This is a genomic window from Plantactinospora sp. GCM10030261, assembly GCF_042666615.1.
Classification (GTDB): domain Bacteria; phylum Actinomycetota; class Actinomycetes; order Mycobacteriales; family Micromonosporaceae; genus KBS50.
Map to the genome: position 1 here is coordinate 188,135 of NZ_JBHTDD010000010.1, position 24,776 is coordinate 212,910.

General features: G+C 71.1%; 28 protein-coding genes. 22 read left to right on the top strand and 6 right to left on the bottom strand.

What is annotated here, in order from left to right; all coding sequences use genetic code 11:
* Positions 1–75: 75 nt before the first annotated feature.
* Complete coding sequence (locus ACFQUZ_RS14885; protein ID WP_377442354.1) at positions 76–684, bottom strand: TetR family transcriptional regulator; 609 nt, start codon at positions 682–684, stop codon at positions 76–78.
* A gap of 44 nt (positions 685–728) precedes the next feature.
* On the opposite strand from ACFQUZ_RS14885, the gene proS reads away from it, so the two are divergent.
* From proS to ACFQUZ_RS14950, 13 genes are all read left to right on the top strand, one after another.
* Complete coding sequence (gene proS, locus ACFQUZ_RS14890) at positions 729–2,135, top strand: proline--tRNA ligase (protein ID WP_377442356.1); 1,407 nt, start codon at positions 729–731, stop codon at positions 2,133–2,135.
* Positions 2,136–2,219: 84 nt separating this feature from the next.
* Positions 2,220–2,867 (top strand): DUF402 domain-containing protein, encoded by a 648-nt coding sequence (locus tag ACFQUZ_RS14895; protein ID WP_377442358.1) that lies wholly within the window; start codon positions 2,220–2,222, stop codon positions 2,865–2,867.
* A gap of 429 nt (positions 2,868–3,296) precedes the next feature.
* Positions 3,297–3,851, top strand: coding sequence for a 30S ribosomal protein S16 (gene rpsP, locus ACFQUZ_RS14900; RefSeq protein ID WP_377442360.1), 555 nt, complete (start codon positions 3,297–3,299; stop codon positions 3,849–3,851).
* Positions 3,826–4,086, top strand: a complete 261-nt coding sequence (locus tag ACFQUZ_RS14905) for an RNA-binding protein (RefSeq protein WP_377442362.1) — start codon at positions 3,826–3,828, stop codon at positions 4,084–4,086. The genes rpsP and ACFQUZ_RS14905 overlap by 26 nt, the downstream gene beginning before the upstream one ends.
* 16 nt (positions 4,087–4,102) lie before the next feature.
* Positions 4,103–4,669: a ribosome maturation factor RimM gene (gene rimM, locus ACFQUZ_RS14910; RefSeq protein WP_377442432.1), complete on the top strand. Its 567-nt coding sequence runs from the start codon at positions 4,103–4,105 to the stop codon at positions 4,667–4,669.
* A gap of 56 nt (positions 4,670–4,725) precedes the next feature.
* Positions 4,726–5,559 (top strand): tRNA (guanosine(37)-N1)-methyltransferase TrmD, encoded by an 834-nt coding sequence (gene trmD / locus ACFQUZ_RS14915; RefSeq protein WP_377442434.1) that lies wholly within the window; start codon positions 4,726–4,728, stop codon positions 5,557–5,559.
* 119 nt (positions 5,560–5,678) lie between these two features.
* Positions 5,679–6,035, top strand: coding sequence for a 50S ribosomal protein L19 (gene rplS, locus ACFQUZ_RS14920; protein ID WP_377442364.1), 357 nt, complete (start codon positions 5,679–5,681; stop codon positions 6,033–6,035).
* A 187-nt stretch (positions 6,036–6,222) separates the two neighbouring features.
* The gene (gene lepB / locus ACFQUZ_RS14925) at positions 6,223–7,122 is read left to right on the top strand and encodes a signal peptidase I (protein WP_377442366.1); all 900 of its coding nucleotides are present in this window, start codon (positions 6,223–6,225) and stop codon (positions 7,120–7,122) included.
* Positions 7,119–7,769 (top strand): signal peptidase I, encoded by a 651-nt coding sequence (gene lepB, locus ACFQUZ_RS14930; RefSeq protein WP_377442368.1) that lies wholly within the window; start codon positions 7,119–7,121, stop codon positions 7,767–7,769. The genes lepB (ACFQUZ_RS14925) and lepB (ACFQUZ_RS14930) overlap by 4 nt, the downstream gene beginning before the upstream one ends.
* Positions 7,770–7,824: 55 nt before the next feature.
* The gene (locus tag ACFQUZ_RS14935) at positions 7,825–8,289 is read left to right on the top strand and encodes an NUDIX hydrolase (RefSeq protein ID WP_377442370.1); all 465 of its coding nucleotides are present in this window, start codon (positions 7,825–7,827) and stop codon (positions 8,287–8,289) included.
* Positions 8,283–9,095 carry a ribonuclease HII gene (locus ACFQUZ_RS14940; protein ID WP_377442372.1) on the top strand — a complete coding sequence of 271 codons (813 nt, stop codon included), beginning with the start codon at positions 8,283–8,285 and terminating at the stop codon, positions 9,093–9,095. Before ACFQUZ_RS14935 ends, ACFQUZ_RS14940 begins: the two co-directional genes overlap by 7 nt.
* Entirely contained in the window at positions 9,092–9,415 is a 324-nt protein-coding gene (locus tag ACFQUZ_RS14945) for a DUF2469 domain-containing protein (protein WP_011905215.1), read from the top strand. The genes ACFQUZ_RS14940 and ACFQUZ_RS14945 overlap by 4 nt, the downstream gene beginning before the upstream one ends.
* A 123-nt stretch (positions 9,416–9,538) precedes the next feature.
* A complete protein-coding gene (locus tag ACFQUZ_RS14950) occupies positions 9,539–10,111 on the top strand; it encodes a murein hydrolase activator EnvC family protein (protein ID WP_377442377.1) in 573 nt (190 codons plus the stop codon).
* 16 nt (positions 10,112–10,127) lie between these two features.
* Here ACFQUZ_RS14950 and ACFQUZ_RS14955 read toward each other — a convergent pair whose 3' ends face one another.
* Entirely contained in the window at positions 10,128–11,342 is a 1,215-nt protein-coding gene (locus ACFQUZ_RS14955) for an aminotransferase class V-fold PLP-dependent enzyme (protein ID WP_377442379.1), read from the bottom strand.
* 73 nt (positions 11,343–11,415) lie between these two features.
* On the opposite strand from ACFQUZ_RS14955, the gene ACFQUZ_RS14960 reads away from it, so the two are divergent.
* Positions 11,416–12,006, top strand: coding sequence for a GNAT family N-acetyltransferase (locus tag ACFQUZ_RS14960; protein ID WP_377442381.1), 591 nt, complete (start codon positions 11,416–11,418; stop codon positions 12,004–12,006).
* Between the two features lie 160 nt (positions 12,007–12,166).
* Here the strand turns inward: ACFQUZ_RS14960 and ACFQUZ_RS14965 are convergent, their stop codons facing one another.
* From ACFQUZ_RS14965 to ACFQUZ_RS14980, 4 genes are read right to left on the bottom strand one after another with little or no spacing between them, the layout of a single operon-like run.
* Positions 12,167–13,102, bottom strand: a complete 936-nt coding sequence (locus tag ACFQUZ_RS14965; RefSeq protein WP_377442384.1) for a tyrosine recombinase XerC — start codon at positions 13,100–13,102, stop codon at positions 12,167–12,169.
* Positions 13,103–13,134: 32 nt separating this feature from the next.
* Positions 13,135–14,469 carry a DNA-processing protein DprA gene (locus tag ACFQUZ_RS14970; RefSeq protein WP_377442386.1) on the bottom strand — a complete coding sequence of 445 codons (1,335 nt, stop codon included), beginning with the start codon at positions 14,467–14,469 and terminating at the stop codon, positions 13,135–13,137.
* A complete protein-coding gene (locus tag ACFQUZ_RS14975) occupies positions 14,466–15,986 on the bottom strand; it encodes a YifB family Mg chelatase-like AAA ATPase (protein WP_377442389.1) in 1,521 nt (506 codons plus the stop codon). Before ACFQUZ_RS14975 ends, ACFQUZ_RS14970 begins: the two co-directional genes overlap by 4 nt.
* Position 15,987: 1 nt before the next feature.
* Positions 15,988–16,347, bottom strand: coding sequence for a YraN family protein (locus tag ACFQUZ_RS14980; RefSeq protein WP_377442391.1), 360 nt, complete (start codon positions 16,345–16,347; stop codon positions 15,988–15,990).
* A gap of 330 nt (positions 16,348–16,677) precedes the next feature.
* Between ACFQUZ_RS14980 and ACFQUZ_RS14985 the strand changes: the two genes are divergently transcribed.
* The 8 genes from ACFQUZ_RS14985 to ACFQUZ_RS15020 all read left to right on the top strand — a co-directional run.
* Positions 16,678–17,787: a hypothetical protein gene (locus ACFQUZ_RS14985; protein ID WP_377442393.1), complete on the top strand. Its 1,110-nt coding sequence runs from the start codon at positions 16,678–16,680 to the stop codon at positions 17,785–17,787.
* 347 nt (positions 17,788–18,134) lie between these two features.
* Positions 18,135–19,019, top strand: a complete 885-nt coding sequence (gene rpsB / locus ACFQUZ_RS14990) for a 30S ribosomal protein S2 (RefSeq protein ID WP_377442395.1) — start codon at positions 18,135–18,137, stop codon at positions 19,017–19,019.
* A gap of 125 nt (positions 19,020–19,144) precedes the next feature.
* Positions 19,145–19,981 carry a translation elongation factor Ts gene (tsf, locus tag ACFQUZ_RS14995; protein WP_377442398.1) on the top strand — a complete coding sequence of 279 codons (837 nt, stop codon included), beginning with the start codon at positions 19,145–19,147 and terminating at the stop codon, positions 19,979–19,981.
* 164 nt (positions 19,982–20,145) lie between these two features.
* Positions 20,146–20,913 carry a UMP kinase gene (gene pyrH, locus ACFQUZ_RS15000; protein WP_377442401.1) on the top strand — a complete coding sequence of 256 codons (768 nt, stop codon included), beginning with the start codon at positions 20,146–20,148 and terminating at the stop codon, positions 20,911–20,913.
* Between the two features lie 77 nt (positions 20,914–20,990).
* Complete coding sequence (gene frr / locus ACFQUZ_RS15005) at positions 20,991–21,548, top strand: ribosome recycling factor (RefSeq protein ID WP_377442403.1); 558 nt, start codon at positions 20,991–20,993, stop codon at positions 21,546–21,548.
* Complete coding sequence (locus tag ACFQUZ_RS15010) at positions 21,548–22,900, top strand: phosphatidate cytidylyltransferase (RefSeq protein ID WP_377442405.1); 1,353 nt, start codon at positions 21,548–21,550, stop codon at positions 22,898–22,900. Before frr ends, ACFQUZ_RS15010 begins: the two co-directional genes overlap by 1 nt.
* A 100-nt stretch (positions 22,901–23,000) precedes the next feature.
* Entirely contained in the window at positions 23,001–24,125 is a 1,125-nt protein-coding gene (rlmN, locus tag ACFQUZ_RS15015) for a 23S rRNA (adenine(2503)-C(2))-methyltransferase RlmN (RefSeq protein WP_377442408.1), read from the top strand.
* A 142-nt stretch (positions 24,126–24,267) separates the two neighbouring features.
* Positions 24,268–24,776, top strand: a 509-nt coding sequence (locus ACFQUZ_RS15020) for a DivIVA domain-containing protein (protein ID WP_377442412.1), incomplete at its 3' end; no start/stop codon positions are given.

The window sequence follows — 24,776 nt, forward strand, 5'->3', positions numbered from 1 at the left end:
CCACTCCGACGGCCGGGTGGGTTGATCAAGAGGTTTGCGTCGGAATCTGGCCGGACGCTGACGCAAACCTCTTGATCAACCCGGGTGGGGCGGCGCGGTGGCCGCGGTGAAGAGTTGGACGGCGAGGGTGGCCAGGCGGTCGGCGATCGTCTCTGCCGGGTCGCGGGGGAGGACTATGTGGCTCACCACGAGCCGGACGACGGAGTCCGCCGCGAACGCCATCGCGTGCGGGTCCGCGTCGGGGAGCCGCCGCCTTGCCCAGTCGAGCAGGACGGTGGTCGACTCCGCGAGCACCAGGTCCGACCGGGTGGTCAGGTACGGCAGCAACTGGTCCGCGCCACCCCGGGCGCTGGTCAGGATCGCTTTGATCAACGGGTTGCCGGCGGCCTCGGTGAGGGTGTGCGCAATCGCGGCGCGCGCCGCCGCGTACACGTCGTCGCCGTGCGCCTCCAGCGCGGACCGGACGTCGGCGACGAACCTGTCCACCTCCCGCCGGGCCAGCGCCTCGGCGAGACCGGCCTTGGTCGCGAACTCGTTGTAGACGGTCTGCCGGCTCACCCCGGCGGCCGTCGCGACCCCGCCCATCCGGACGCCGTCCCAGCCCTCGGCGATGGTCATCGCGCGGGCCGCGTCGACGATCGCCTCGCGTACCGGCTGCCGTGGAACGCCCCGATCCTCACCCATGGTGGTCAAAGTCTATCGGCGGCCTTCCTCTAGGATGTGCGCTCATGGCACGCGTGCTCACTCCCCGTGCGGAGGACTTTCCCCGCTGGTACCAGGACCTGATCGCCAAGGCTCAGCTCGCCGACAACGGCCCGGTGCGGGGCACCATGGTGATCCGACCGGCGGGCTACGCGATCTGGGAGCGGATGCAGGCCGAGATGGACGCCCGCATCAAGGCCGCCGGGGCGGAGAACGCGTACTTCCCGCTGTTCATCCCGGAGAGTTACCTCAAGCGGGAGGCGGAGCACGTCGAGGGCTTCTCGCCGGAGCTGGCGGTGGTCACCCACGGTGGCGGCAAGCAGCTCGCCGAGCCGATCGTGGTGCGGCCGACGAGCGAGACCGTGATCGGCGAGTTCATGGCCAAGTGGGTGGACTCCTACCGGGACCTGCCGCTGCTGCTCAACCAGTGGGCCAACGTGGTGCGCTGGGAGCTGCGGCCGCGAATCTTCCTGCGGACCAGCGAGTTCCTCTGGCAGGAGGGGCACACCGCGCATGCCACCGAGGCGGACGCGCGGGCCTACGCCCGCAAGATCCTGCACGAGGCGTACGAGGATCTGATGGCGAACGTGCTCGCTATCCCGGTACTGGTGGGCCGCAAGACCAACCGGGAGCGGTTCGCGGGCGCCACCAGCACCTACACCCTCGAAGGCATGATGGGTGACGGCAAGGCGCTCCAGTTGGGCACCAGCCACGAGCTGGGGCAGAACTTCGCCAGGGCGTTCGACATCACCTACTCGGCGGCGACCGGCGGCGTGGAGCACGCCTGGACCACGTCCTGGGGCACCACCACGCGGATGATCGGTGGGCTGATCATGGTCCACGGCGACGACAACGGCCTGCGGGTGCCGCCGCGGATCGCGCCGGTGCAGGCGTACGTCATGGTGGTCAAGGCCGGCGACGGCGTGCCGGAGGCGGCGGTCAAGCTCCGCGACGCGCTGCGGGACGCCGGGGTCCGGGTCGCGCTTGACGACCGGGTGGACACCCCGTTCGGCCGCCGGGCGGTGGACGCCGAACTCAAGGGCTATCCGGTACGCGTCGAGGTGGGCCCGCGCGACCTGGCTGCCGGCAACGCGACGCTGGTCCGCCGGACCGGCGGCACGAAGACGCCGGTTCCGGTCGCCGACGTGGTGTCCGGCGTGCTGGCCGCGCTGGAGGCCGACCAGCAGGCGTTGTACGACGAGGCGCTGGCGCTGCGCGAGTCGCGGACCGTCACGGTCGACACGCTCGCCGACGCGATCGAGGCCGCCGCGAGCGGTTGGGCCCGGCTGCCGTGGTCGGCGGTGGGGGTCGACGGCGAGCGCGAGGCGAACGGGCAGGGCGTTACCGTGCGATGCCTGCTGCGTGCCGACGGCTCGGTGCCGGACAGCGAGGACGAGCCGGACCTCCAGGCGATCCTGTCCCGCGCCTACTGATGCCGGGCGGGGTCGACCTGACGCGAGGCGGGGTCGACCGACGTGCCCACCTGTCCTGCGCGGGTGACCTCTAAGATCGAGTGCATGCGGTTTGAGCGTGGCCGGCTGATCGTCCACCGGAACGTTCGTCGCGGCCGGATCGGCTGGGCACGGCCCAGCCGTGTGGTGGCCGACGATGATCGTGGCCTGCTGCTCTGGCTGGCCCGCGACAGCCCGACCGCGCACGAGGTGACCGCCGCCGGCCTGACCATGCGGGCGGTGCCGTTCACCGAGTTCGTCGCCGCGGACCACCGGCTCGAACCGGGCCGGTGGATCGGGCCACCGATCCTGATGTTCCTGCCGACCGGCGCCGCCCACTCGGTGTGGTGGTGGTTCCACGACGACGGCCGGTTCGCCAACTGGTACGTCAACCTGGAGGAGCCGGGCGTCCGGTGGGACGACGGGTCGGTGGCGGGCGTCGACGCGGTCGACCAGGATCTGGACATCGTCGTCGCCCCGGACCGGACCTGGCGGTGGAAGGACGAGGACGAGTTCGTCGAACGGCTGGCCTTTCCGGAGCACTACTGGGTGACCGACGAGGCCGCGGTGCGGGCCGAGGGCGAGCGGGTCGTCAAGCAGATCGAGTCGGGAGACTTTCCCTTCGACGGGAGGTGGACGGACTTCGTACCGGACCCGAGCTGGACGGCGCCAGCGGAGCTGCCGGCCGGCTGGGACCGTCCCCCGGTTCGCTGACCCCCGTCTGGCGCTCCGCTCCGGCTCCCGGCTTGATCGACCCGCCTCCGGCCGATTGGCTCCGCCCGGCTTGATCGACTCGATATGCGGCAGGTCGTGGGGTTCGCTCTCACGGTGACCGCGCCATGCCGCAACCAGAGTCGATCAAGCGATCCCATGACGGTGTCCCGGGCGGTGTCCCGGGACTGACGCGGTGAGGCCGGTCACGTCCGCCGAGCCGATCGGGGGAGTCCGGGCGTCCGGTGTGAAGGAGTGGGGGACGATCTGGCAGAATGGGCCGCTGGTATCCGGTGTGCGACCGGCGCCCTCTACCCCGGTCGCGTCGCCAGTCCATCGAGCAGTCTCCGGCGCAACCCCACTGTGCCGGGCGGCGCTCACCCGCCCACCGCCCGCTTGGGTCGGTGAGAATCGCAACAGGAGCGAACACACGTGGCCGTCAAGATCCGGCTCCTGCGGATGGGAAAGATCCGCAACCCGCAGTACCGCATCGTCGTCGCCGACTCGCGCACCAAGCGTGACGGTCGGGCGATCGAGTTCGTGGGCATCTACCAGCCGAAGTTCGACCCCTCGGTAATCGAGGTCAAGTCGGACCGGGTGCAGTACTGGCTCTCCGTCGGCGCGCAGCCGAGTGAGGCCGTCCAGCGCATCCTGGAGAAGACCGGCGACTGGCAGAAGTTCAAGGGCCTGCCGGCACCAGAGCCGCTGAAGGTCGCCCCGGAGAAGGCCGACCGCAAGGCCGCGTACGAGGCCGAGGCCAAGGCCGCGGCGGGGGTGGCCGACACCCCGGCCAAGACCGAGAAGCCGGCCAAGAAGGCCGCCAAGGCGGACGCCGCCAAGACCGACGGCAAGGCGGGCACGGGCAAGTCCGACGCCGCCAAGACCGAGGCCAAGTCGGACGCCGCCAAGGCCGAGGCGCCCGCCAAGGCCGAGGCGCCCGCCAAGGCCGAGGAGCAGGCCGGTGCCAACTCCGGCGAGCAGGCCTGACATGGCTCTCCGGCCCGCGCTCGAACACCTGGTCAAGGGAATCGTCGACCACCCGGACGACGTACGTGTCCGGTTGGTCGACTCCCGCCGTGGCAAGCGCCTCGAGGTGCGGGTGCACCCCGAGGACCTCGGCACGGTGATTGGTCGGTCCGGACGGACCGCCAAGGCCCTGCGACAGGTCATCGGGTCGGTCGGCGGGCGGGGTGTCCGGGTCGACATCGTCGACTCGTACTAGGGCACCCGCCCGCATGCTGCTGATCATCGGCCGGATCGGGAAGCCGCACGGCGTCCGCGGTGAGGTCACCGTCGAGGTCCGTACGGACGAGCCCGAGACACGGTTCGCGCCCGGATCGGTGTTGCGCACCGATCCGGGCGAGCCGCGACGGACGCCGCCCGCCGACCGTCCGGATTCTGTGGCCGGAGAGTTGTTCCAGGTGCCCGAGGCGCTGACCGTGGCGGCCGTCCGGTGGCACCAGGGCCGGCTGCTGGCCACCTTCGAAGGCGTCGGCGACCGTACGGTCGCCGAGGCACTGCGGGACGTGCTGCTCTGCGTGGACAGCCACGAGGTGCCCGCGCCGGTGGACCCCGACGAGTTTCACGATCACCAGCTGGTCGGCCTGACCGTGGTGGACCCGCTCGGCACCGAGCTGGGGGAGATCACCCGGATCGACCACGCGCCCGCCTCGGACCTGCTGGTGTTGCGCCGCCCCGAGGGGCGTACCGCGTTGATCCCGTTCGTCAAGGCGATCGTCCCCGAGGTCGATCTGGCCGCCGGCCGGGTGGTCGCCGACCCGCCGCCGGGGCTACTCGACCTGTGAGCGACCCCATCGGCGAGCGGCGCGTTTCCGGCGCTGCGCACCCCGACCATCGCGCGCTGCGGGTCGACGTCGTATCGATCTTCCCCGAGTACCTCGCCCCGCTCGGCCTGTCCCTGATCGGGAAGGCCCGCGCCGCGGGCGTACTCGACCTGGCCGTACACGATCTCCGTGGCTGGACCCACGACGTGCACCGCACGGTCGACGACACCCCGTACGGCGGTGGTCCGGGGATGGTCATGCGACCCGAGCCGTGGGGCGAGGCGTTGGACGCGCTGGCGCCGGCCGCCGACAACGCACCTCGCACCGGATCGCCGGCGGACGAGCCACCGGCCACGTCGTGGGCCGACGAGCCACCGACCCGGCTGCTGGTGCCCGGCCCGGCCGGGGTCCGGTTCACCCAGGCCATGGCGCACGAACTGGCCACCGAGCGACACCTGATCTTCGCCTGCGGCCGGTACGAGGGGATCGACCAGCGGGTGCTGGAGCACGCGGCCACCCGGATGCCGGTGACCGAGGTCTCGCTCGGCGACTACGTGCTGTTCGGTGGCGAGGTGGCGGTACTCGTCATCCTGGAGGCGGTCACCCGGCTGCTCCCCGGTGTCCTCGGCAACGCCGGCTCGCTGAACGAGGAGTCACACGCACACGGCCTGCTGGAGGCGCCGGTGTACACCAAGCCGCCGACCTGGCGTGGGCACGACGTGCCCCAGATCCTGCGCTCCGGGGACCACGGCGGGATCGCCCGGTGGCGGCGCGAGCAGGGTCTGCTACGCACGGCGGCCCGCCGGCCCGACATGCTGGCCGCGCTCCCGCCGGAGGAACTGGACCGGCGGGACGTGGCCGCGCTGCGAGAGGCCGGATTTCTGGTGCCGCCGGAGGATGTGGCAAAGTAGGGGGGTTGCCGCAGTCGCCCGCGCCGCGGTCGGCTGCGAGGACCTCGATCGCCTGTCGGGGTCAGAATCACCCATCCGCGCGCCGCAGTGGCGCGCCGTGAACGTACGAGGATGCAGCGATGAACACCCTGGACGCGCTTGACGCCCAGTCGCAGCGAACCGACCTGCCCGACTTCCGAGCCGGTGACACCGTGAAGGTGCACGCCCGGGTCGTCGAGGGCAACCGGTCCCGGGTCCAGATCTTCCAGGGCGTCGTCATCCGGCGCCAGGGTGGGGGTCTGCGGGAGACCTTCTCCGTACGTAAGATCAGCTTCGGTGTCGGGGTCGAGCGAACCTACCCGGTCAACAGCCCGGCCATCGACCGGATCGAGGTCGTGACCCGCGGTGACGTGCGGCGCGCCAAGCTCTACTACCTGCGTGAGCTGCGCGGCAAGAAGGCCAAGATCAAGGAGAAGCGGGAGAAGCAGCCCAGCTGACCCTGTCGCACCGGGAACGACGTCCGTGCCGGTACCGGCCCTCGGCGGTTACGCTGACGGCGTCGGGTACGGCGAGGATTCCGGCCACGGCGACCGCTGGGGTCGGGAAGTCATCCGCGCTACCGTCCGATTGGCCGATGTCCGGTCCGTCGGGCGGTAGTCGCGTATTCCGGGACCGGGGAGTCGCGTGGCACGGAGGAGCGAGCTGTACGACGACGTCGAACCGTGGCGTCGACGGGTGCGCCGGCCGCGCCGGCAGATGCCGATGTGGCAGGAGATCCCGCTCCTGCTGATCGTGGCGTTCTGCCTCGCGGTTCTGATCCGTACCTTCCTGCTACAGGCGTTCTTCATCCCCTCCGGGTCGATGGAGGACACGCTGCTCATCGGCGACCGGGTCCTGGTCAACAAGGTGGTGTACGACATCCGGGATCCGGTCCGTGGTGAGGTCGTGGTGTTCCGCGGCACCGACCGGTGGGCGCCGGAGCAGATCAACAGGCCCGACCCCGGTTTCCTCGGCCGGCTCGGGAGCACACTCGGCGACCTCGTCGGGGTGAGCAGTCCCGGCGAGAAGGACTTCATCAAGCGGGTCATCGCGGTCGGCGGCGACCGGGTCGCCTGCTGCGACGCCGAGGGTCGGGTCACCGTCAACGGACAGTCGCTGGACGAGCCGTACGTGTTGCAGGACTCGCCGCTGGACCTGCCGCCGAATCCCGCCGAGTGCCGATCGCGCCGGTTCGCCGAGGTCGTGGTGCCGCCCGGCGAGATCTTCGTGATGGGTGACCACCGGCTGGTGTCCATGGACGCCCGCTGCCAGGGGCCGGTACCGGTGGAGAACGTGATCGGCCGGGCGTTCGTCGTCGTCTGGCCGTCCTCCCGCTGGGCGTCCCTGCCGGTGCCGGCCACCTTCGCCGACGTTCCGGCGCCGGCCGCGGCCCGCGCGCCGGACCGGATCGGGCTGGATCCGACGGGATCGGACCCGGACGGTGCCGGCGACGGCGTGCTGGCCCTGCCGGCGTTGGCCACCGTCGGATCGGTCGCGCGTGCCCGGCGGTCCGTCGTGACTCGACCACGTAGGCTCCTGTCGTGATTGACGAGCAGACCGACAAGCCCAAGCCACGCAGTTCGTTCTGGAAGGAACTGCCGATCCTGTTGGGTGTGGCGATCCTGGTGGCAGTCCTCGTCCGCGCCTTCGTGCTGCAGACGTTCTACATCCCGTCGCCCTCGATGCAGCACACGCTCGATTACAACGACCGGGTGCTTGTCAACAAGCTCGTCTACAACTTCCGTTCACCGCACCGGGGCGAGATCGTCGTCTTCGAGGCCCCCGAGCAGTGGCGGAGCATCCCCGAGGGGGAGGACTTCATCAAGCGGGTGATCGGGGTCGGCGGCGATCACGTGGTCTGTTGCGACGCGCAACGACGGATCACCATCAACGGCCAGCCGCTGGACGAGACGTACATCTTCACCAACCCCGAGGGTCAGCGGGATCCGGCGGCCAGCCAGGATTTCGACGTCACCGTACCGGCTGGCCGGCTGTGGGTGATGGGTGACCATCGATCGGCGTCGGGCGACTCGCTGGAGCACTGGGAACAGTCCCAGGGGGACATCCAGATCGCGACAATCGATGAGGACTCCGTCGTGGGTCGGGCCTTCACCGTGTTCTGGCCGTTCGGTCGGGCGACCTGGCTGTCCCCACCGGAGACGTTCGACGCGGTGCCGGCCCCCGCGGACTGAGCGAGGCGGTACCCGGGTCGTGCGGTCCGTCGGTGGGGCGGCCTAGGCTGGCGAGGTGACGACGTTCACCGTCCGGCGGGCCGCCCGCGTCCTCCTCGTCGATGGCTCGGGTCGCCTGCTGTTGCTGCACGGTCATGATCCGGGTAGGCCCGGCCACAGCTACTGGTTCACCCCCGGCGGCGGGCTGGAGCCCGACGAACTGCCCGCCGTCGGCGCGGCCCGGGAGTTGGCCGAGGAAACCGGGCTGCGGCTCGACCCGACCGCGTTGGTCGGCCCGGTCTGGCGAGAGGTGGTCGAGTTCTCCTTCGACGGCCGGTGGTACCGCCAGGAGCAGGAGTTCTTCACGGCCCGGGTGCCGGTCTGGGAGGTCGACACGACCGGCTTCGACGATATCGAGCGGGCGACGATCGACAGGCACCGGTGGTGGACGTCGGCCGAGATCGCCGCGACAGACGAGCGGATCTATCCGGATGACCTGGCCGGGTTGGTGAGCCGGGTGCTGGAGGAGGGCCGATGCTGACGCCCCCGCGCGCTGTGGTCCGCCGGGAGGGCGGGTTGTACGCCCTGGAGCGGGCGTTGCAGCGCCGTGGCTTCCGGCACGTCGCCGGGGCGGACGAGGCCGGCCGGGGCGCCTGCGCTGGTCCGCTGGTGGCCGCCGCCGCCATCCTGCCCGCCAGCCGGCGCGGCGAGATCGACGGCCTGACCGACTCCAAGCTGCTCACCCCCGCCGCCCGGGAGGAGATCTACGCGGAGGTCGTGGCCCGGGCCCTGGCGTACGCGGTGGTGGTCGTGCCGGCCGAGGAGGTGGACGGCCGTGGGTTGCACGTCTGCAATGTGGCGGCGATGCGGCGGGCGCTGGCGACGCTGTCCATCCGGCCGGAGTACGTCCTCACCGACGGTTTCGGCGTGGATGGCCTCGGGGTGCCCGGTCTGGCCGTCTGGAAGGGCGACCGGGTGGCCGCCTGTGTCGCGGCCGCCAGCGTGCTGGCCAAGGTCACCCGGGATCGGATCATGGTCGGACTCGACGCGGATTTTCCCGACTACGGCTTTGCGGACCACAAGGGGTACATAACGCCGGAGCACAGCGCCGCCCTGGATCGGCACGGTCCGTGTGCGGAGCATCGCTTCTCGTACGTCAACGTGGCGGCCGTTTCGGGTCGGGCTGGACGGCCGCCGCGATACCGCCGGCCCGGTGCCGGTCGGTCTCACCAGCCGATGGAGCGTCCGGGCCCGGTAGGGGGTACCGTCGGCGTGGCGTTGGGCGAGCAACCTCGGCCGCCGGTGTCGGTGGGGGAAGATGTTGCCATGGAAGGCGGAGAACGATGAGCGCGGAAGATCTCGAAAAGTACGAGACCGAGATGGAGCTGCAGCTCTACCGGGAGTATCGCGACATCGTCCGCCAGTTCTCGTACGTGGTCGAGACCGAGCGGCGGTTCTACCTGGCCAACCAGGTCGACCTGCATGTCCGGAACTCGGACGGCGAGGTCTACTTCGAGGTCGAGATGCACGACGCGTGGGTATGGGACATGTACCGTCCTGCGCGGTTCGTCAAGAACGTCCGGGTGATGACTTTTAAGGACGTGAATGTGGAGGAGTTGGAGAAGCCCGACATCTCACTCCCGGCCGATTCCGGGTTCGGCAGCTAGCACGACCCGGCGGCCATACCAGATCCTTCCAAAGACCGGGACGTCGTCCACAGCCGCCGGTTGTCCACAGCCGGGAGGCCACACCGGTTGCCTTCGCGTCCGCCCATCGCGACGCTCTGAACCATGCCGATTCTCGTCCGGCTCGTTGTCGCGTCCGTCCTGTTTCTTCCACCGATGCCGGGTGCCACCCCAGCGGCGGTCGCCGCGTCGGACACGGCGCGGTCCACCGCCGCGGCCGTCGGCTCCGCCACGGTGCCTGCTGATGCCGTCCCGGCCGCCGGTGGGTTCCGGTGGCCACTCGACGGAACGCCTCGACTGGTCCGCCGGTTCGATCCACCGCCGAGGCGATGGTCTCCGGGACATCGGGGAGTGGACCTCGCCGCCCCTGCCGGCTCCGTCGTGCGAGCCGCCGGGCCGGGGGTCGTCGCCTTCGCCGGAATGGTTGCCGGTCGGCCGGTGATGAGCCTGCGCCACGCGAACGGCCTGCGCACCACGTACGAACCGGTGGACGCCGGCGTGCAGGTCGGCGAACCGGTCGCCGCCGGGACGCCCATCGGTCGGCTCCGCTCGGGACATCCGGGCTGTCCCGTCCCGGCCTGTCTGCACTGGGGCCTGCGGAGTGGCGCCGCCTACCTCGACCCGTTGGGCGTGGTCGGCCTCGGCCGGGTGCGTCTGCTGCCGGTCGGACCGCCGTGACGACGCCCGCGGGTGGTCACCGGAGCGTCGCGAGCAGGCCGGGAAGGGCATCGGCGAGCCGGTCGTACTCCTCGGGTCGGTTGTAGATCTGCGCGCTCAGCCGGAGCCAGCCACGGCCACCCCAGTGGGTGACCGACACCTCGGTGCTCAGCTCCGCGGAGATCCGCCGGCGCACCGTTGTCGCGCCGGCCGGCGTCGCGGCGACGCCCGACGGCAGCGGCACGAGCCGCATCGCCACCCCGGTGCCACCGGGGTCGGGCAGGTCGGCGGGTGCTACGTCGAGAGCATCCCCGATCACCCGCTGCCCGTACGCGACGAGCGCCGCGTTGTGCGACCGGATGGCGTCCAGCCCCAGGGTACGCAGCACGAAGAGCCCCGCCGGCGCGGCCAACCACGGCACCTGGTCTGTTGTGGACTGGCACTCCTCCTCGATGGACGGATCGGCGGACCACCCCCAGGAGGCCGGCAGCGGTTCGATCCGAGAGCGCCAGCGCGGCGTGACGGCGAGCAGCGCTGTGCCACGCGGCGCGTACGCCCACGGGTGCAGGTCGCCTATCCAGAAGTCGGCCCCGATCTCGGCGACCGGGGTGGTGAGCATGCCGGGGGCGTGCGTGGCGTCGACGAGCACGGGCACGTCAAGTTCCCTGGCCATGGCGGTGACGGCGGCGACCGGCAGCAGCCGGACGGTGGTCGAGGTGAGCTGATCGACAATCAGCAGTCGGGTCCGGCCCGGCCGCAGGACCGTTCGGAGGGCCGACAGAACCTCACCGTCGGACGGGGTCAACGGCACCGGAACCGTGCGTCGTACCGCGCCTGTTCGCTCGCACTCCCGGTCGATGGCCAGCCGCACCGTCCGGTGCCCGTGATCGGTGTCCACCACCTCGTCGCCCGCCGCCAGCCGAAGGGACCGCAGCACGAGCGTGACGCCGGCGGCGACGGTGCCCACCAGTGAAGCTCCGTCCTGGTCGGTACCCAGGAAGCCCGCGAGGTGCCGGCGGGTGTGCGCCACGCGGTCGACCAGGCCGCGGGTGAAGAAGCGCGTCGGGTTGGCCTCGGTCTCGTCCCGAAGGCGCTGCTGGGCCCGCTGAACGGTGACTGGTGTCGCTCCGTAGGAGCCGTGGTCGAGATGGGTGACGGCCGGGTCGAGGGAGAAGAGGAGCCGGGCACCCGGAATCGGATCAGGCGGCGGCTCCGACCGGCCTGCGGCTGGCGGAGCTGCCGGCGTTTTCATCGACCGATCGTAACGTCGGGTGGGGCGTCATAAACCCGTGGACCATGGGTGGTGTCTGGGGCATGGTTGCCCCATGACACAGAGCGGGCCGAGGATCATGCCGCCACTGTCGGATGTGCCGCTGGTGCGGCCGGGACGACCCGGCGAGCTGGCTGACATCCAGACAATCGAGGAGGACTCCGGGGTCCTCTTCCGGGAGGTCGGCATGGCGGACGTGGCGGACCACCCACCCATGGCACTGGATGTGCTGGCGGCCTGTCAGCGCGCCGGCCGGCTGTGGGTGGCGGCGGACGGGGCCGACCTTCCGGTCGGGTTCGTCGCGGTCGACGTGGTGGACGACTGCGCTCACATCGCCCAGATCAGCGTCCGCCCGGAGCACATGCGGCGGGGAATCGGCCGCCGGTTGCTGGACCACGTCGAGCGGTGGGCGAGCGACTCCGGCCTGCGTGCCGTCACCCTGACCACGTTCCGGGAGGTGCCGTGGAACGGACCGTATTACGAGCGGTGTGGATTCCGCGCACTGCCGCCGGAAGAGTTGAGCCCCGGCCTCGTCGCCGTCCTGGCCGCAGAGGCGCGCCTCGGTCTCGACCCGGCGACCCGCCTGGCGATGCGTCGCGAGATCGGCGGGCGGACCAGCGGACGCCTCGCTCCGGACCGTCGCTGACGGCATCGGATCGCCGCTGGCGGTCAGGGCCGCGGCTGACCGTCGGGTCGTGGCTGACCGCCCGGATCGCCGCTGACGGCATCGTGGTCTCCAGCACCGGTCAGCCTGATGGGGCGTGGTGCCGCGAAGGCAACGCGGATGATCGTTCTGGATGGTGCGGTCAGGCTCGGGGGTGAGCCTGCCGGTAGGCGGACCGGAGCCGTTCCACGGACACATGGGTGTAGATCTGTGTGCTGGACAGTGCCGCGTGACCCAGCAGTTCCTGTACCGCGCGTAGGTCGGCGCCGCCCTCCAGCAGATGGGTGGCCGCGGAATGGCGCAGGCCGTGCGGGGTGACCCGGGGAAGGCCGCTGGCCGTGGCGTATGTGGCGACGATCCGCCGGACCACCGCCGGCTGCAGTCGACCGCCACGGGCGCCGAGCATCAGGGCGTCCCCGCTCGACGTGGTCGCGATCGCAGGTCGCCCCGACCGGAGCCACCTGTCGAGGGCCTGCTGCGCGGGCACTCCGTAGGGAACCGACCGCTCCTTGGCGCCCTTGCCCAACACCCGTAGCACCCGGCGGACCTGGTCCACGTCGGTGATGTCCAGTCCGCACAGTTCCGCCACGCGCACGCCGGTGCCGTAGAGCAACTCCAGGACCAGCCGGTCGCGCCACAGCACCGGTGACGTTTCCTCACCGGGCGCCTCGACGAGCCGGTCTGCCTGGTCGGCACGGAGCACCGCGGGCAACTCCCGATGGGCCCGCGGGCTGGCCAGGGCCGCGCCGACATCGGTGGGCAGCAGTCCGGCGCGGTGTGCCCAGGCGGTGAACGTACGGGCCGATGCCGCCCGGCGGGCCAGCGACGAACGGGCCGCGCCGGTCGTACGCAGCCGGGCCAGCCAGCTTCGCAGCATCGACAGGTCCAGGTCGCCCGGTTCTGCGCAGCCCATCCGGGCAGCATGGTCGACAAGCGACACGATGTCGGCGACGTACGCCCGGACGGTGTGCGGGGAGCGGTTGTCCACCGTCGCCAGGTGCCGGGCGAAGTCGTCCACCGCGTCGCGTAGCGGCTGTGAGAGGGCCTCGTGGACAGCCCGTGTGCTCCGGCGGCTCATCCTGATCACCGTCCAGCTGCTCTCGGGTGCCGTCAAGGCGGCGCGCCGGTGGCTGGCGGGGAGCCGCCCGTCGGCGGTGAGCCCATGGGGCTGGGACGGCGCCGAGCGGCCGGGGGCAGGGCGTAGCCACTGTCGCGGCGAACCAGCAGGCCCAGATCCTCCAGCAGGGACACCTTGCGCAGCACCGTCCGGAAGTCGACGCCGGCTCGTGCGGCCAAGGTCTCCACGTCGAGTGTGCCGCGGCGCGGCAGTGCCTCCAGCACCTGGGCGGCATCGTCGTCCAGCCGGTCCCGCGGGTGTGAGGTGCCACGCGGCACCGGAGCCAGGTCTGCCCCGATCCGACCGACCTCCTCGAGCACCTGAGGCAGGCCGGTCACCAACCGCGCCTCGCGGTGGAGCCGCAGCATCTCGTGCGCCCCTACCGACATCGCGGAGGTAACTGGTCCTGGCACCACCATCGCGGGGCGGTGCAGCGCCAGTGCGCGGCCGAACGTCTGCGTGGCGCCGCTGCGGGCCGCCGCCTCCACCAGCACGGTGCCCACCGTGGCCGCGGCGATAAGCCGGTTGCGGATCAGGAACCGTGGTCGGAGCGGTGCGGAACCCGGCAGCCACTCGCTCACCAGCAACCCGGTTTCGGCGATCCGGTCGAACAGGGCGGTGTTACCGACCGGATAGGGACGATCGACCCCGCAGGCGAGGAAGGCCACGGTCAGACCACCGGCGGTTAACGCGCCCCGGTGCGCGGCCGCGTCGATGCCGAAGGCGCCGCCGGACACCACGGTCCAGTCCCGCTCGGCGAGCCCGAACGCGATATCGGTCGCCACGTGGGTGCCGTACGGCGTCGCCGCCCGCGATCCGACCACCGCGACAGAGCGGTCAACAGCCTCACTCAACGGCGTCGCTCCCCGCACCCACAGACACAGCGGTGGCGCGGTCTCCTGGTCGACCCGGCGCTCCGCCGGACGGCGGGCCAACTGCTCCAGGTCCACCAGTCTCGTCGGCCATTCCTCGTCGTCCGGCGTGATCAACCGGGCGCCGAGACGCACCGTGTGTTCGGCGGCCTCCGCGGCGACCCGGCGCGGGTCACCCAGGGCGAGCCGGGCGGCGACGGCGGACCGCACCCGGTCGTCGATGAACTCACCATCCAGCAGCCGGGACAAGGCCTCCACCGGGCCGAGGCGGCGCACCAGCCAGTAGACCGACCAGGTCCCCGGCTCGGCCAACCAGGTGAGCGCGATCCGGGCGAGTGCTGCCCCGTCGAACGCCGAGCCGGCCGGCTCGGTCTGCCCAGCCGGCTCTGCGGGACTGCCCGGCCCAGCCGGCACTGCGCGACCGGCCGCGGGCAGGCGCGGCACCGGTGCGGTCACGATCCTTCTCCGGTACGCAGGTGGACCGCCTCGGCGACGTCGCCTCCAACCGGCCGGTCCCGCCCGTCGAGATCGGCTATCGACCAGGCCAACCGGAGCACACGATCAAAGCCGCGGGCGGAAAGCGTCCCCGTGTCGAGGCGGTGCCGCAGGTCCGCGATATCTCGCGCGGGCAGTCGCCACGGTGGTCGACGGAGTATCGGGCCCGGCACGTCGGCGTTGACTCGGCGACCGATGCTCGCCCACCGGGCTGTCGCCGCGGCGCGGGCCTTGACCACCCGCTCGGCGACAACCGCCGAGGACTCGGTGGACAGGTCCGTCTCGAGTAGCTCGGCGGCGCGCAACGGGGTGAGCGTGATCCGGATGTCGATCCGGTCCAGCAGCGGACCGGACAGCCGACCGAGATACCTGCGTCGCGCCAGGGGGGTGCACTCGCAGTAGGCGTCCCCCGCCGGTCTGGCGCAGGGGCACGGGTTTCCGGCCAGAACCAGTTGCACTCGGGCCGGGTACTCGGTGCCGCCGCCGGAGCGGCTGAGCACCACCCGCCCGTCCTCCAGTGGTTGGCGCAGCGCTTCCAGTGCTCCCTTTCCATACTCGGGAGCCTCGTCCAGGAACAGCACCCCGCGATGGGCCAGCGAGATCGCGCCGGGCCGGGCCAGTCCGGATCCGCCGCCGACCAGGGACGGGATCGTCGCGGTGTGGTGGGGGGCTTGGAACGGTGGCCGACGGATCAAGCCGGCGCCCGCCACGAGCAGCCCGGCGATCGAGTGCAGCGAGGTGACCTCCAGGGCCGCGTCGTCGTCCAGCTCGGGCAGGATCGACGGCAGGCGCTCGGCGAGCATGGTCTTGCCGGCACCGGGCGGGCCGAACAGCGCCACATTGTGTGCGCCGGCGGCGGCGACCTCGACGGCCCGCCGGCCGAGTTGTTGCCCGGCGACATCGGCCAGGTCGGGTCCGTCGTCAACGGCGACCGCCCCGGGTGTCGGTGGCTCCGACAGCGGCTTGCCGTCACAGATAAAGGCGACCAGCCTGTGCAGGCTGTCCACGCCGCGGACACTGACGCCGGGCACGACCGCCGCCTCGGCCGCGTTGCCGGCCGGCACGATAACCCGGCGCACCCCCGCCCTGGCCGCGGCGACCACCATCGGCAACGTGCCGCGCACCGGCCGGACGGTGCCGTCCAGCCCCAACTCGCCGAGAACCACGACGCCGTCCAACGGAGCCAGGGGCAGCTCACCGGTGCCGCCGAGGAGCGCCGCGGCGATCGCCAGATCGAACGCGGAGCCGTGCTTGGGCAGGGTGGCGGGGAGCAGATTGACGGTGATCCGCCGGTTGGGCCACCGCTGCCCGGAGTTCACCACCGCGGCCCGGACCCGGTCCCTGGCCTCGTTGAGCGCGGTGTCGGGCAGGCCGGACAGGACCATGGTCGGCAGGCCGGGGGCGAGGTACGCCTCGACCTCGACCAGGTGTCCGGTCACTCCGACCAGACCGACGCACCAGACCTTGGCGTAACTCATCTCAGAACGCCGATCTGGTGTGCTCTACCCGGGCCGCTCCAGCGCCGGTCACGAACACCTCCAGCACGTCGAACCGGATCTCTCGGGGGTGCGCGCCGGTCTCCTGGAGCCATCGGGTCGCGAGCCGCCGCAGTCGGCGTACCTTGGCCGACACGATCGCCTCGCTCGGCGTGCCGTACGTCTCGGTGCGGCGGCTCTTGACCTCGCAGAACGCCAGCACATCGCCGTCCCAGGCGACGATGTCCAGCTCGCCCTGGTCGCAGCGCCAGTTGCGGGCCACCACGCGCATTCCGGCCTCGACCAGGTGGCGTACGGCACATCGTTCGCCGTACGCCCCCACCGCCTGCCTCGTCGTCGTCATGGCCCGACGGTGCCCTCGTCGCGAAGGGTGTGGCGGGCCGTATCGCGGCCCCTGTGGATGACGGGACCTCCTGTGGACGACGCCCCGATCATGGTTGGTCTGTGCTACAGGATCGCTGCGGCACGTTGGTGGCCCGTCCGGCCAGTCCCGGATTGCGCTCCCGGAAACGACTCCGACGGGTCGGTTCGAGATGCGGCATATCACGGGATTCCGCCTCGATACCCTCTGGTAAGCCGCATATCGTGCGTGCGGGTGAGCGAGCTGTCGCGGGACCGGGGCCGGAGGTGTCGGCTGGTCAGCGGGCATGGTCGTCGCATACGGTGCGGGACCGTGGACGGACGACGTGACTTCTCCGCAGAGCAGCGGCCCAGCTGGTATCCGGACGATCGTGGCTACGACGGCGATCAGTGGCATACCGATCAGGACCGGTACGCCGAGGACAATGTGCTTGATCCGCGCGATCATGACCGGGCGGTGCCCGACGCGGCACGGTACGCGGATCCGTCAGAGGCGAGTCGATCCGGAGCGGGTTACTCCGCGCGGCGGCACGTCGATCCGACCGATCCGCTCGGTGTCGGCACCGACCCGGGTCGTGGTGGTCGTCCATCCGCCCTTGAGACGGGCGTCCCGGGCCGTGGTGGTCGTCCATCCGACCTCGAACCGGGGGTGCCGGGCCGCCTGTCCGACACCGACCCGGGCCGCCTGTCCGACACCGACCCGGGCCGATCGGGCGGGTTCGGACGGGCCGCCGAGTTCCCGGTGATCGGTGGTGGTCGGCCGGGTGACGTCGGTGCAGGCGGTCGGCCCGGTGACCGTGGCCTCGATTCGGACGATGGTCGTCGTCCTGGCCGGTCCTGGCTGGCGGCCTCAGACCCGGCGCATCCGACGAGCGGCGCGACCACCGGCCAACTGCCGATCGCCGACCCGGACGGGGCGGCGGCCCGGTTCCATACCCAGCCTATCGATCGACAGGACCTACAGAGACCAGGACCGGGCGGACCGGGCGTGGTCGGCGGGCCCGCACCAGCAAGCGGACCCGCACCGGTCGGCGGGCCTGGGTCGGCCGGCGGGCCAGGGCCGGCCGGACCGCTCGGCGCTCCGTCCAGCGGGGTCTACGGCGCCGGGTCCGGTAACGAGAGCGTCTACCGGTCCCGCCGACCCGTGCACGCGATCGTGCTCGTCCTGGTGACTGTGGTGTTGGAGATCGTCGCGTTGCGGGTGTTGCTGACGGGAGTCACTGCCAGCCCGGTCACGTCGCCCGCGGTGGTCTCGGGAGCGCTGTTGATGCTCGGGCTGCCGATCTTCGCCATGGGTCTTTACGGCGTCGCCACTGGTGCGGCAGCGCTGACCGACGCGGCCAGGGCCTGGCTCAGGCCGCCCGCCGGATACCTGGTCGCCGGTCTCGTCCTGTTGCTGTCCGCCGCGATCGCCGTGGGTTGATCCGGTCATTCTGGTCGAGATCCCTGGTCGAGGCGGCTGGCGTGGACCCGCGCGGTCCCGATCAGGGGTGCCGGGTCGAGCCGGCGCAGCGGTCGGCCAGGTGCGCTGTGTCGGCCACCGGCCGGCGTGGTCGGGGTCGTGCGTCCGGTCCGGCGTCGGGGCGTACACTTGCACCTGGCGACCGCCTCGTGCGGTCGACCTCGCGTGCCCTCCGCACGGTTCGCATCCGTACGGCGACGGCCCCCTGGTCCCGATGAAGATCGGGCCCACCACGGCCGGCGATCAGGCGCCAGGACGCCAGGCCGCCGGCCCGGCGTGACAACCAGGGATTCTTGAGGAGCACCTCCATGGCCGTAGTGACCATGCGCCAACTGCTGGAGAGCGGTGTCCACTTCGGGCACCAGACCCGGCGGTGGAACCCGAAGATGAAGCGCTTCATCTTCACCGAGCGTAACGGTATTTACATCATCGACCTGCGCCAGACGCTCGACTACATCGAGAAGGCGTTCGAGTTCGTCCGCAACACCGTCGCCGAGGGCGGCAGCATCCTCTTCGTCGGCACCAAGAAGCAGGCCCAGGAGGCCATCGCCGAGCAGGCGACCCGGGTCGGCCAGCCGTACGTCAACCACCGCTGGCTCGGTGGCATGCTTACCAACTTCCAGACGGTATACAAGCGGCTGCAGCGCATGAAGGAGTTGGAGTCGCTGGGCGACCTCTCCGGCACCGCCGCGGGCTACACCAAGAAGGAGACGCTGCAGCTCTCCCGCGAGAAGATCAAGCTGACCCGTACCCTCGGCGGACTGCGCGACATGCAGAAGGTCCCGGCGGCGGTCTGGGTGGTGGACACCAAGAAGGAGCACATCGCCGTCGACGAGGCCCGCAAGCTGGGCATCCCGGTGATCGCGGTCCTCGACACCAACTGCGACCCGGACGAGGTCGACTTCCCCATCCCGGGCAACGACGACGCCATCCGGTCGGCCGAGCTGCTCACCAAGGTGATCGCCGCGGCCGTCGGTGAGGGCCTGATCGCGCGCTCCGGCAAGCAGCGCGGCACCGACGAGAAGCCGGAACCGGGCGTCGCCGCCGACGAGCCGCTGGCCGAGTGGGAGCGCGAACTCATCGAGGACAACGAGAAGAAGGCCGCCCAGGCCGAGGCCAAGACCGAGCAGCCCGCGCCGGCCGCCCAGGCCGAAGGCCGGACCGAGCAGCCCGCGACGGCCGCCGCCGAGTGACCGCGCCGTCCGGCCGGCCGGAGATCTCCGGCCGGCCGGCCGGTCGGGTACGAGGTGACGCGGCGCCCACAGCGGGCGGCCGTACAACTCCATCAACCGCAGCCATACACATCGAAGAGAGAGTCATGTCCAACTTCACCGCCGCGGACGTCAAGCGGCTTCGCGACCTCACCGGCGCCGGAATGATGGACTCCAAGAAGGCGCTCACCGAGGCCGAGGGCGACTTCGACAAGGCCATCGAGATCCTCCGGATCAAGGGTGCCAAGGACGTCGGCAAGCGGGCCGGCCGGACCGCCGCGAACGGCCTCGTCGCCCACTCGGGCCGGGCGCTGCTCGAACTCAACTGCGAGACCGACTTCGTGGCCAAGAACGACGACTTCATCGCGCTCGCCCAGCAGTTGGTCGAGCACGGCGCGCAGGCCGGCGTGTCCGACGCCGAGGGGTTGCTCGGGTCGACGCTGGCCGACGGCCGGACGGTGGCCGACGCCGTGCAGGATCTGTCCGCCAAGATCGGTGAGAAGCTGGTGCTCAATCGGTTCGCCGCGTTGGACGGCACCGGCACGGTCGCCGTCTACCTGCACCGCAAGGCGCAGGACCTGCCGCCGGCGGTGGGAGTTCTGGTGCAGTACTCCGGCAAGACCGACGAGGCGGCGGACGCGGACGCGCGCGGCGTGGCCATGCAGATCGCCGCGATGCGGCCGAAGTTCCTGACCCGGGACGAGGTGCCCGTCGAGACCGTCGAGTCGGAGCGCCGGATCGCCGAGCAGACGGCTCGCGAGGAGGGCAAGCCGGAGGCCGCCCTGCCGAAGATCGTCGACGGCCGGGTGAACGCCTTCTTCAAGGACTTCGTCCTGACCGAGCAGTCGTCGGTGGCGGACAACAAGAAGACCGTCAAGCAGGTGCTCGCCGAGGCGGGCATCGAGGTGACCCGCTTCGTCCGGTTCGAGGTCGGCCAGGCCTAGGGGTGTCCCGGGTTCGCGCCGCTCGGCGCTCACCCGGCGAATACAGCGGAGAGGAGGCCGCCGGTGTACGTGACAGGCACCGCGGCCTCCTCGTCACATAGGGTCAGCAGCGGCAGGGTGTACGCGGCGCGGCGCCACGCGCCATGGGGGAAGAGGCGGGTCGGATGACGCAGGTGACGAAGGACCGGACGCTGGCGGAGCAGGACCCGACCGCACCGTCGCCCGACCGGTCGCGCCGGGTGGTGCTGAAGCTGTCCGGAGAGGTCTTCGGCGGTGGCGCCGTGGGCGTGGACCCCGACGTCGTCCAAGCCATCGCCCGTCAGATCGCGACGGTCGCCCTGCGTGGTGTGCAGGTCGCCGTCGTGGTCGGCGGTGGAAACTTCTTCCGTGGCGTCGAGTTGCAGAGGCGCGGTATGGACCGGGCGCGGGCCGACTACATGGGCATGCTCGGCACGGTGATGAACTGCCTCGCGCTCCAGGACTTCCTGGAGAAGGAGGGCGTGGAGACGCGCGTGCAGAGTGCGATCACGATGGCCCAGGTGGCCGAGCCGTACATCCCGCTACGCGCGATCCGGCACCTGGAGAAGGGCCGTGTGGTGATCTTCGGTGCGGGCGCGGGGATGCCGTACTTCTCGACGGACACCGTGGCCGCGCAGCGTGCCCTGGAGATCCGTGCGGACGTGGTGCTGATGAGCAAGAACGGTGTCGACGGCGTCTACACCGCCGATCCCCGTACCGACCCGGACGCCCGCAAGCTCGACTCGATCACGTTTTCCGAGGCGCTGCGTCGTGGCCTTCGGGTCGCTGACGCGGCCGCCTTCAGCCTCTGTGAGGACAACAAACTGCCGATGCTCGTCTTCGGTGCCGAGGGAGATGACACGATCACCCGGGCGATCGGCGGCGAAAGGATCGGCACCCTGATCACGGCGTGATTCCGGCGTGCCCCGACGGGGCATTTCTCGAAGAACGTCCATAGGACAGGCACCACCAGAAGGAGGCGACGGACCAGGTGATCGACGACACACTCCTCGAGGCCGAGGAGAAGATGGAGCGCGCGGTCGAGCACGCCAAGGAGGAGTTCGGGGCCATCCGTACCGGTCGGGCGACACCGGCGATGTTCTCGAAGATCATCATCGACTACTACGGGTCGCCCACGCCGCTGCCGCAGATGGCATCCATCGCCGTGCCGGAGCCACGGATGGCGATCGTCAAGCCGTACGACGCGTCGCAGATCAACGCCATGGAGAAGGCCATCCGCGATTCCGACCTCGGGGTGAACCCCAACAACGAGGGCACCCAGCTACGCATCCTGCTGCCGCAGATGACCGAGGAACGGCGGCGCGAAATGATCAAGGTTGCGCGGCACAAAGGTGAGGAGGCGAAGGTCGCCATCCGCAACATCCGTCGGCGGGGCAAGGAGGAACTGGACCGCATCGTCAAGGACGGCGAGGCCGGAGAGGACGATGGACGTCGGGCGGAGAAGGAACTGGACGACCTCACGCACCGCTTCGTCAGCCATGTCGACGAGCTGATTAAGCACAAGGAAGCCGAGCTGCTCGAGGTCTGATGTCCTACCTCGATCCGTACGGCAGCACCGAGCCCCGCGGCTGGGAGCCCTCGGAAGGCCCGCTCGGCCGGGTCTGGCCTCCTGCCGACGGTGCTCCGGATCGGGCGCGGCACGCCGGTGCCGCGCCCGACGCCTATGCCGGTGCACCGACCGCCGAGCCCGTGGCGGACCAACCCGCGAGTTGGCCGGGCGACAACGGCCGGCCGGGTTCCGCGTACCCGGATCGGCATGGTCGGGTGGATCCGGCCCGGTACCCGCCGGAGGAAGCCGGCGGTCCGGCTGCCCTGACGGACCCGATCGGTCTGCCGCCCGTCGTCGTCCCCAGCAGTGGGTCGCCGCACCTCGCCTTCCCCGGTGGGCCACCGGTCGAACCCGCTCCCGGACAGGGTGGCCCAGTTCCGGCGAACGGCCGACCTGCCGACCGGGAGTGGCCCGGGCCCGCGCCGGCCGCGCCCGCGCGGGAGGTCGGGGCCGGACCGGACCGCCCACCGGGACATCGGGGGCGACGTCGGGCCACCCGCACCGGCAAGCCGGCCGGTTCGAGCCGGGCCGGTCGCAACCTGCCCGCCGCGATCGGCGTGGGACTCGCCCTCGGCGCGGCGATTCTGCTGTCGCTGTTCCTCTGGCGGCCCGCCTTCCTCGGTGTCATCGCGGTCGCCGTGGCGGTGGGTATCTGGGAGTTGGTACGCGCGGTCTCCGCCAGTGGGGCACGCCCGCCGCTGGTGCCGCTGCTGGCCGGTGGGCTGCTGATGGTCGGGCTGGCCTGGTTCTCCGGGCCGGACGCGCTCAGCCTCGGGCTGCTGGTCACGGTGCTCGCCACCCTCGTGTGGCGGCTCGGTGATGGTCCCGCCGGTTACCAGCGGGACGTCACGGCCGCGACGCTGACCGCGGTGTACGTGCCGTTCCTCGGTGGATTCGCCGCGCTGCTCACCGCGGCGCCGGACGGTGACTTCCGGGTGTTGGCCACACTGGCGGCGGTGGTGCTGTCCGACACCGGCGGTTATATCGCGGGCGTGTGGCTGGGCAAGCACCCGATGGCACCGTCGGTGAGTCCGAAGAAGTCGTGGGAGGGGTTCGGCGGATCGGTGGTGGCCGCCGCGGGCGGCACCGCATTGCTGCTCTGGCTCACGTTGGATGTGGCGCCCGTCTGGGGCGCGTTGACCGGGTTGGCGGTGGCTTGCGCCGCGGTCCTCGGCGACCTCGGGGAATCCATGATCAAGCGCGATCTCGGCATCAAGGACATGAGCAATCTGCTGCCCGGACACGGCGGTCTGATGGATCGGCTCGACTCGATCCTCTTCGCGTTGCCCGTCGCCTACCTGTTGCTGTCCGTCTTCGCGCCGGCGAGTTGAGCGAGATGCGTCACGCCAGCATCCGTACCGGGCAGCTCGGGACAGATCGGTCCGCACGGTCCGGTGCGTACCGGGGTGGACGTGCGAGACTGGACGGGCCATGACGACCCTACCCGTGATCGCACCCGTACCCGACGCAGCCCGCTCCCGCCGGGCGGCCCTGCCGCCGCGGCACCTGGCCGACCTCGACCTGCCCGCCCGGCAGGCGCTCGTTCGAGAGTTGGGTGAGCCGGCCTTCCGCGCGAAGCAGATCTCCACGCACTACTTCGGCAGACTCGTCCGCGACCCGGCTGGCATGACGGACCTCCCGGCAGCCGCCCGTGACCGACTGGCCGACGCGTTGCTGCCCACCCTGCTCACGCCGGTCCGGGAGATGGCCTGCGATGACGGTGCGACCCGGAAGGCGTTGTGGCGGTTGCACGACGGCTCGCTTGTCGAAAGCGTGCTGATGGGCTATCCCGACCGGGTCACGGTGTGCATCTCCAGCCAGGCCGGGTGCGGTATGGCCTGCCCGTTTTGCGCTACCGGGCAGGCCGGACTGACCCGCAACCTTTCCACCGCCGAGATCGTGGACCAGGCCGTCTATCTGGCCGGAGTGGCCGCGTCGGGCGTGGTGGCCGGGGCGCCGCCACGGCTGTCGCACGTCGTTTTCATGGGTATGGGCGAGCCATTGGCCAACTACGGCAGGGTCATCGCCGCGGTGCGCCGACTGTGCGCGCCCGCGCCGGAGGGCCTCGGCCTGTCACAGCGGCACGTCACGGTGTCCACCGTGGGGCTCGTGCCGGCGATGCGTCGACTGGCCGAGGAAGATCTGTCGGTGACGCTGGCGCTGTCCCTGCACGCCCCGGACGACGAGTTGCGGGACGAACTCGTGCCGGTCAACCAGCGCTGGAAGGTCGCCGAGGTGCTCGCCGCGGCCTGGGACTACGCTGCCCGTACGGGACGCCGGATCTCCATCGAGTACGCGATGATCAAAGATGTGAACGACCAGCCCTGGCGGGCCGACCTGTTGGGTCGACTGCTGACCGGCCGGCTGGCGCATGTGAACCTCATCCCGCTCAACCCCACACCGGGAAGTCGGTGGGATGCCAGCCCCAAAGCCGTGGAGCGAGAGTTCGTCCGTCGGCTGCGGGCCGCCGGCGTGTCGACTACGGTTCGGGACACTCGGGGTCAGGAGATCGACGGTGCCTGCGGGCAACTCGCGGCCGCCGAGGTGTCGGGGTGACGCGCCGAATCGGGATGACGGCGGACGGGCCGTCCGTACGGCGAGCCGAGCCCGGTGACGCGGCGTCGGCGGCGTCGTGTCGGTCCGGCGGCGCGAACAGCGTGACCGGCCCGGGCGACGAGCGAACAGACCAGGAGACATAGTGGCGAGTCAAGGTCAACGTTTCCGGCGAAAGCCGCTCCGCCGGGGCTACAAGGTCGACGAGGTGGACGAGTTTCTCGACCGGGTCGAGGCGACGCTCGCCGGTGAGCAGGTCGGTGCGCCGGTAGCCGCCCAGGAGGTTCATGACGTCGTCTTCCGGGTCCGGTTCAACGGATACGACGAGTGGCAGGTGGATCTGCACCTCGACCGGGTGGAGCGACAACTGGCCGAGTTGGAGGAGCGGGACGGTGCGCCGCGCGGAGCGGACCGGGCCGGGCAGCCGGATCGGTTCGGTCCGCCGGATCGAATGGGCGCCGGTGGGATGGCGCCCGCTGATCGGTTCGGTCCGCCGGATCGGATGGGCGCCGGTGGGATGGCGCCCGCTGATCGGTTCGGTCCGCCGGATCGGATGGGTCCGCCGGATCGGATGGGTCCGCCGGATCGGATGGGTCCGCCGGATCGGATGGGTCCGCCGGATCGGATGGGTCCGCCGGATCGGATGGGTCCGCC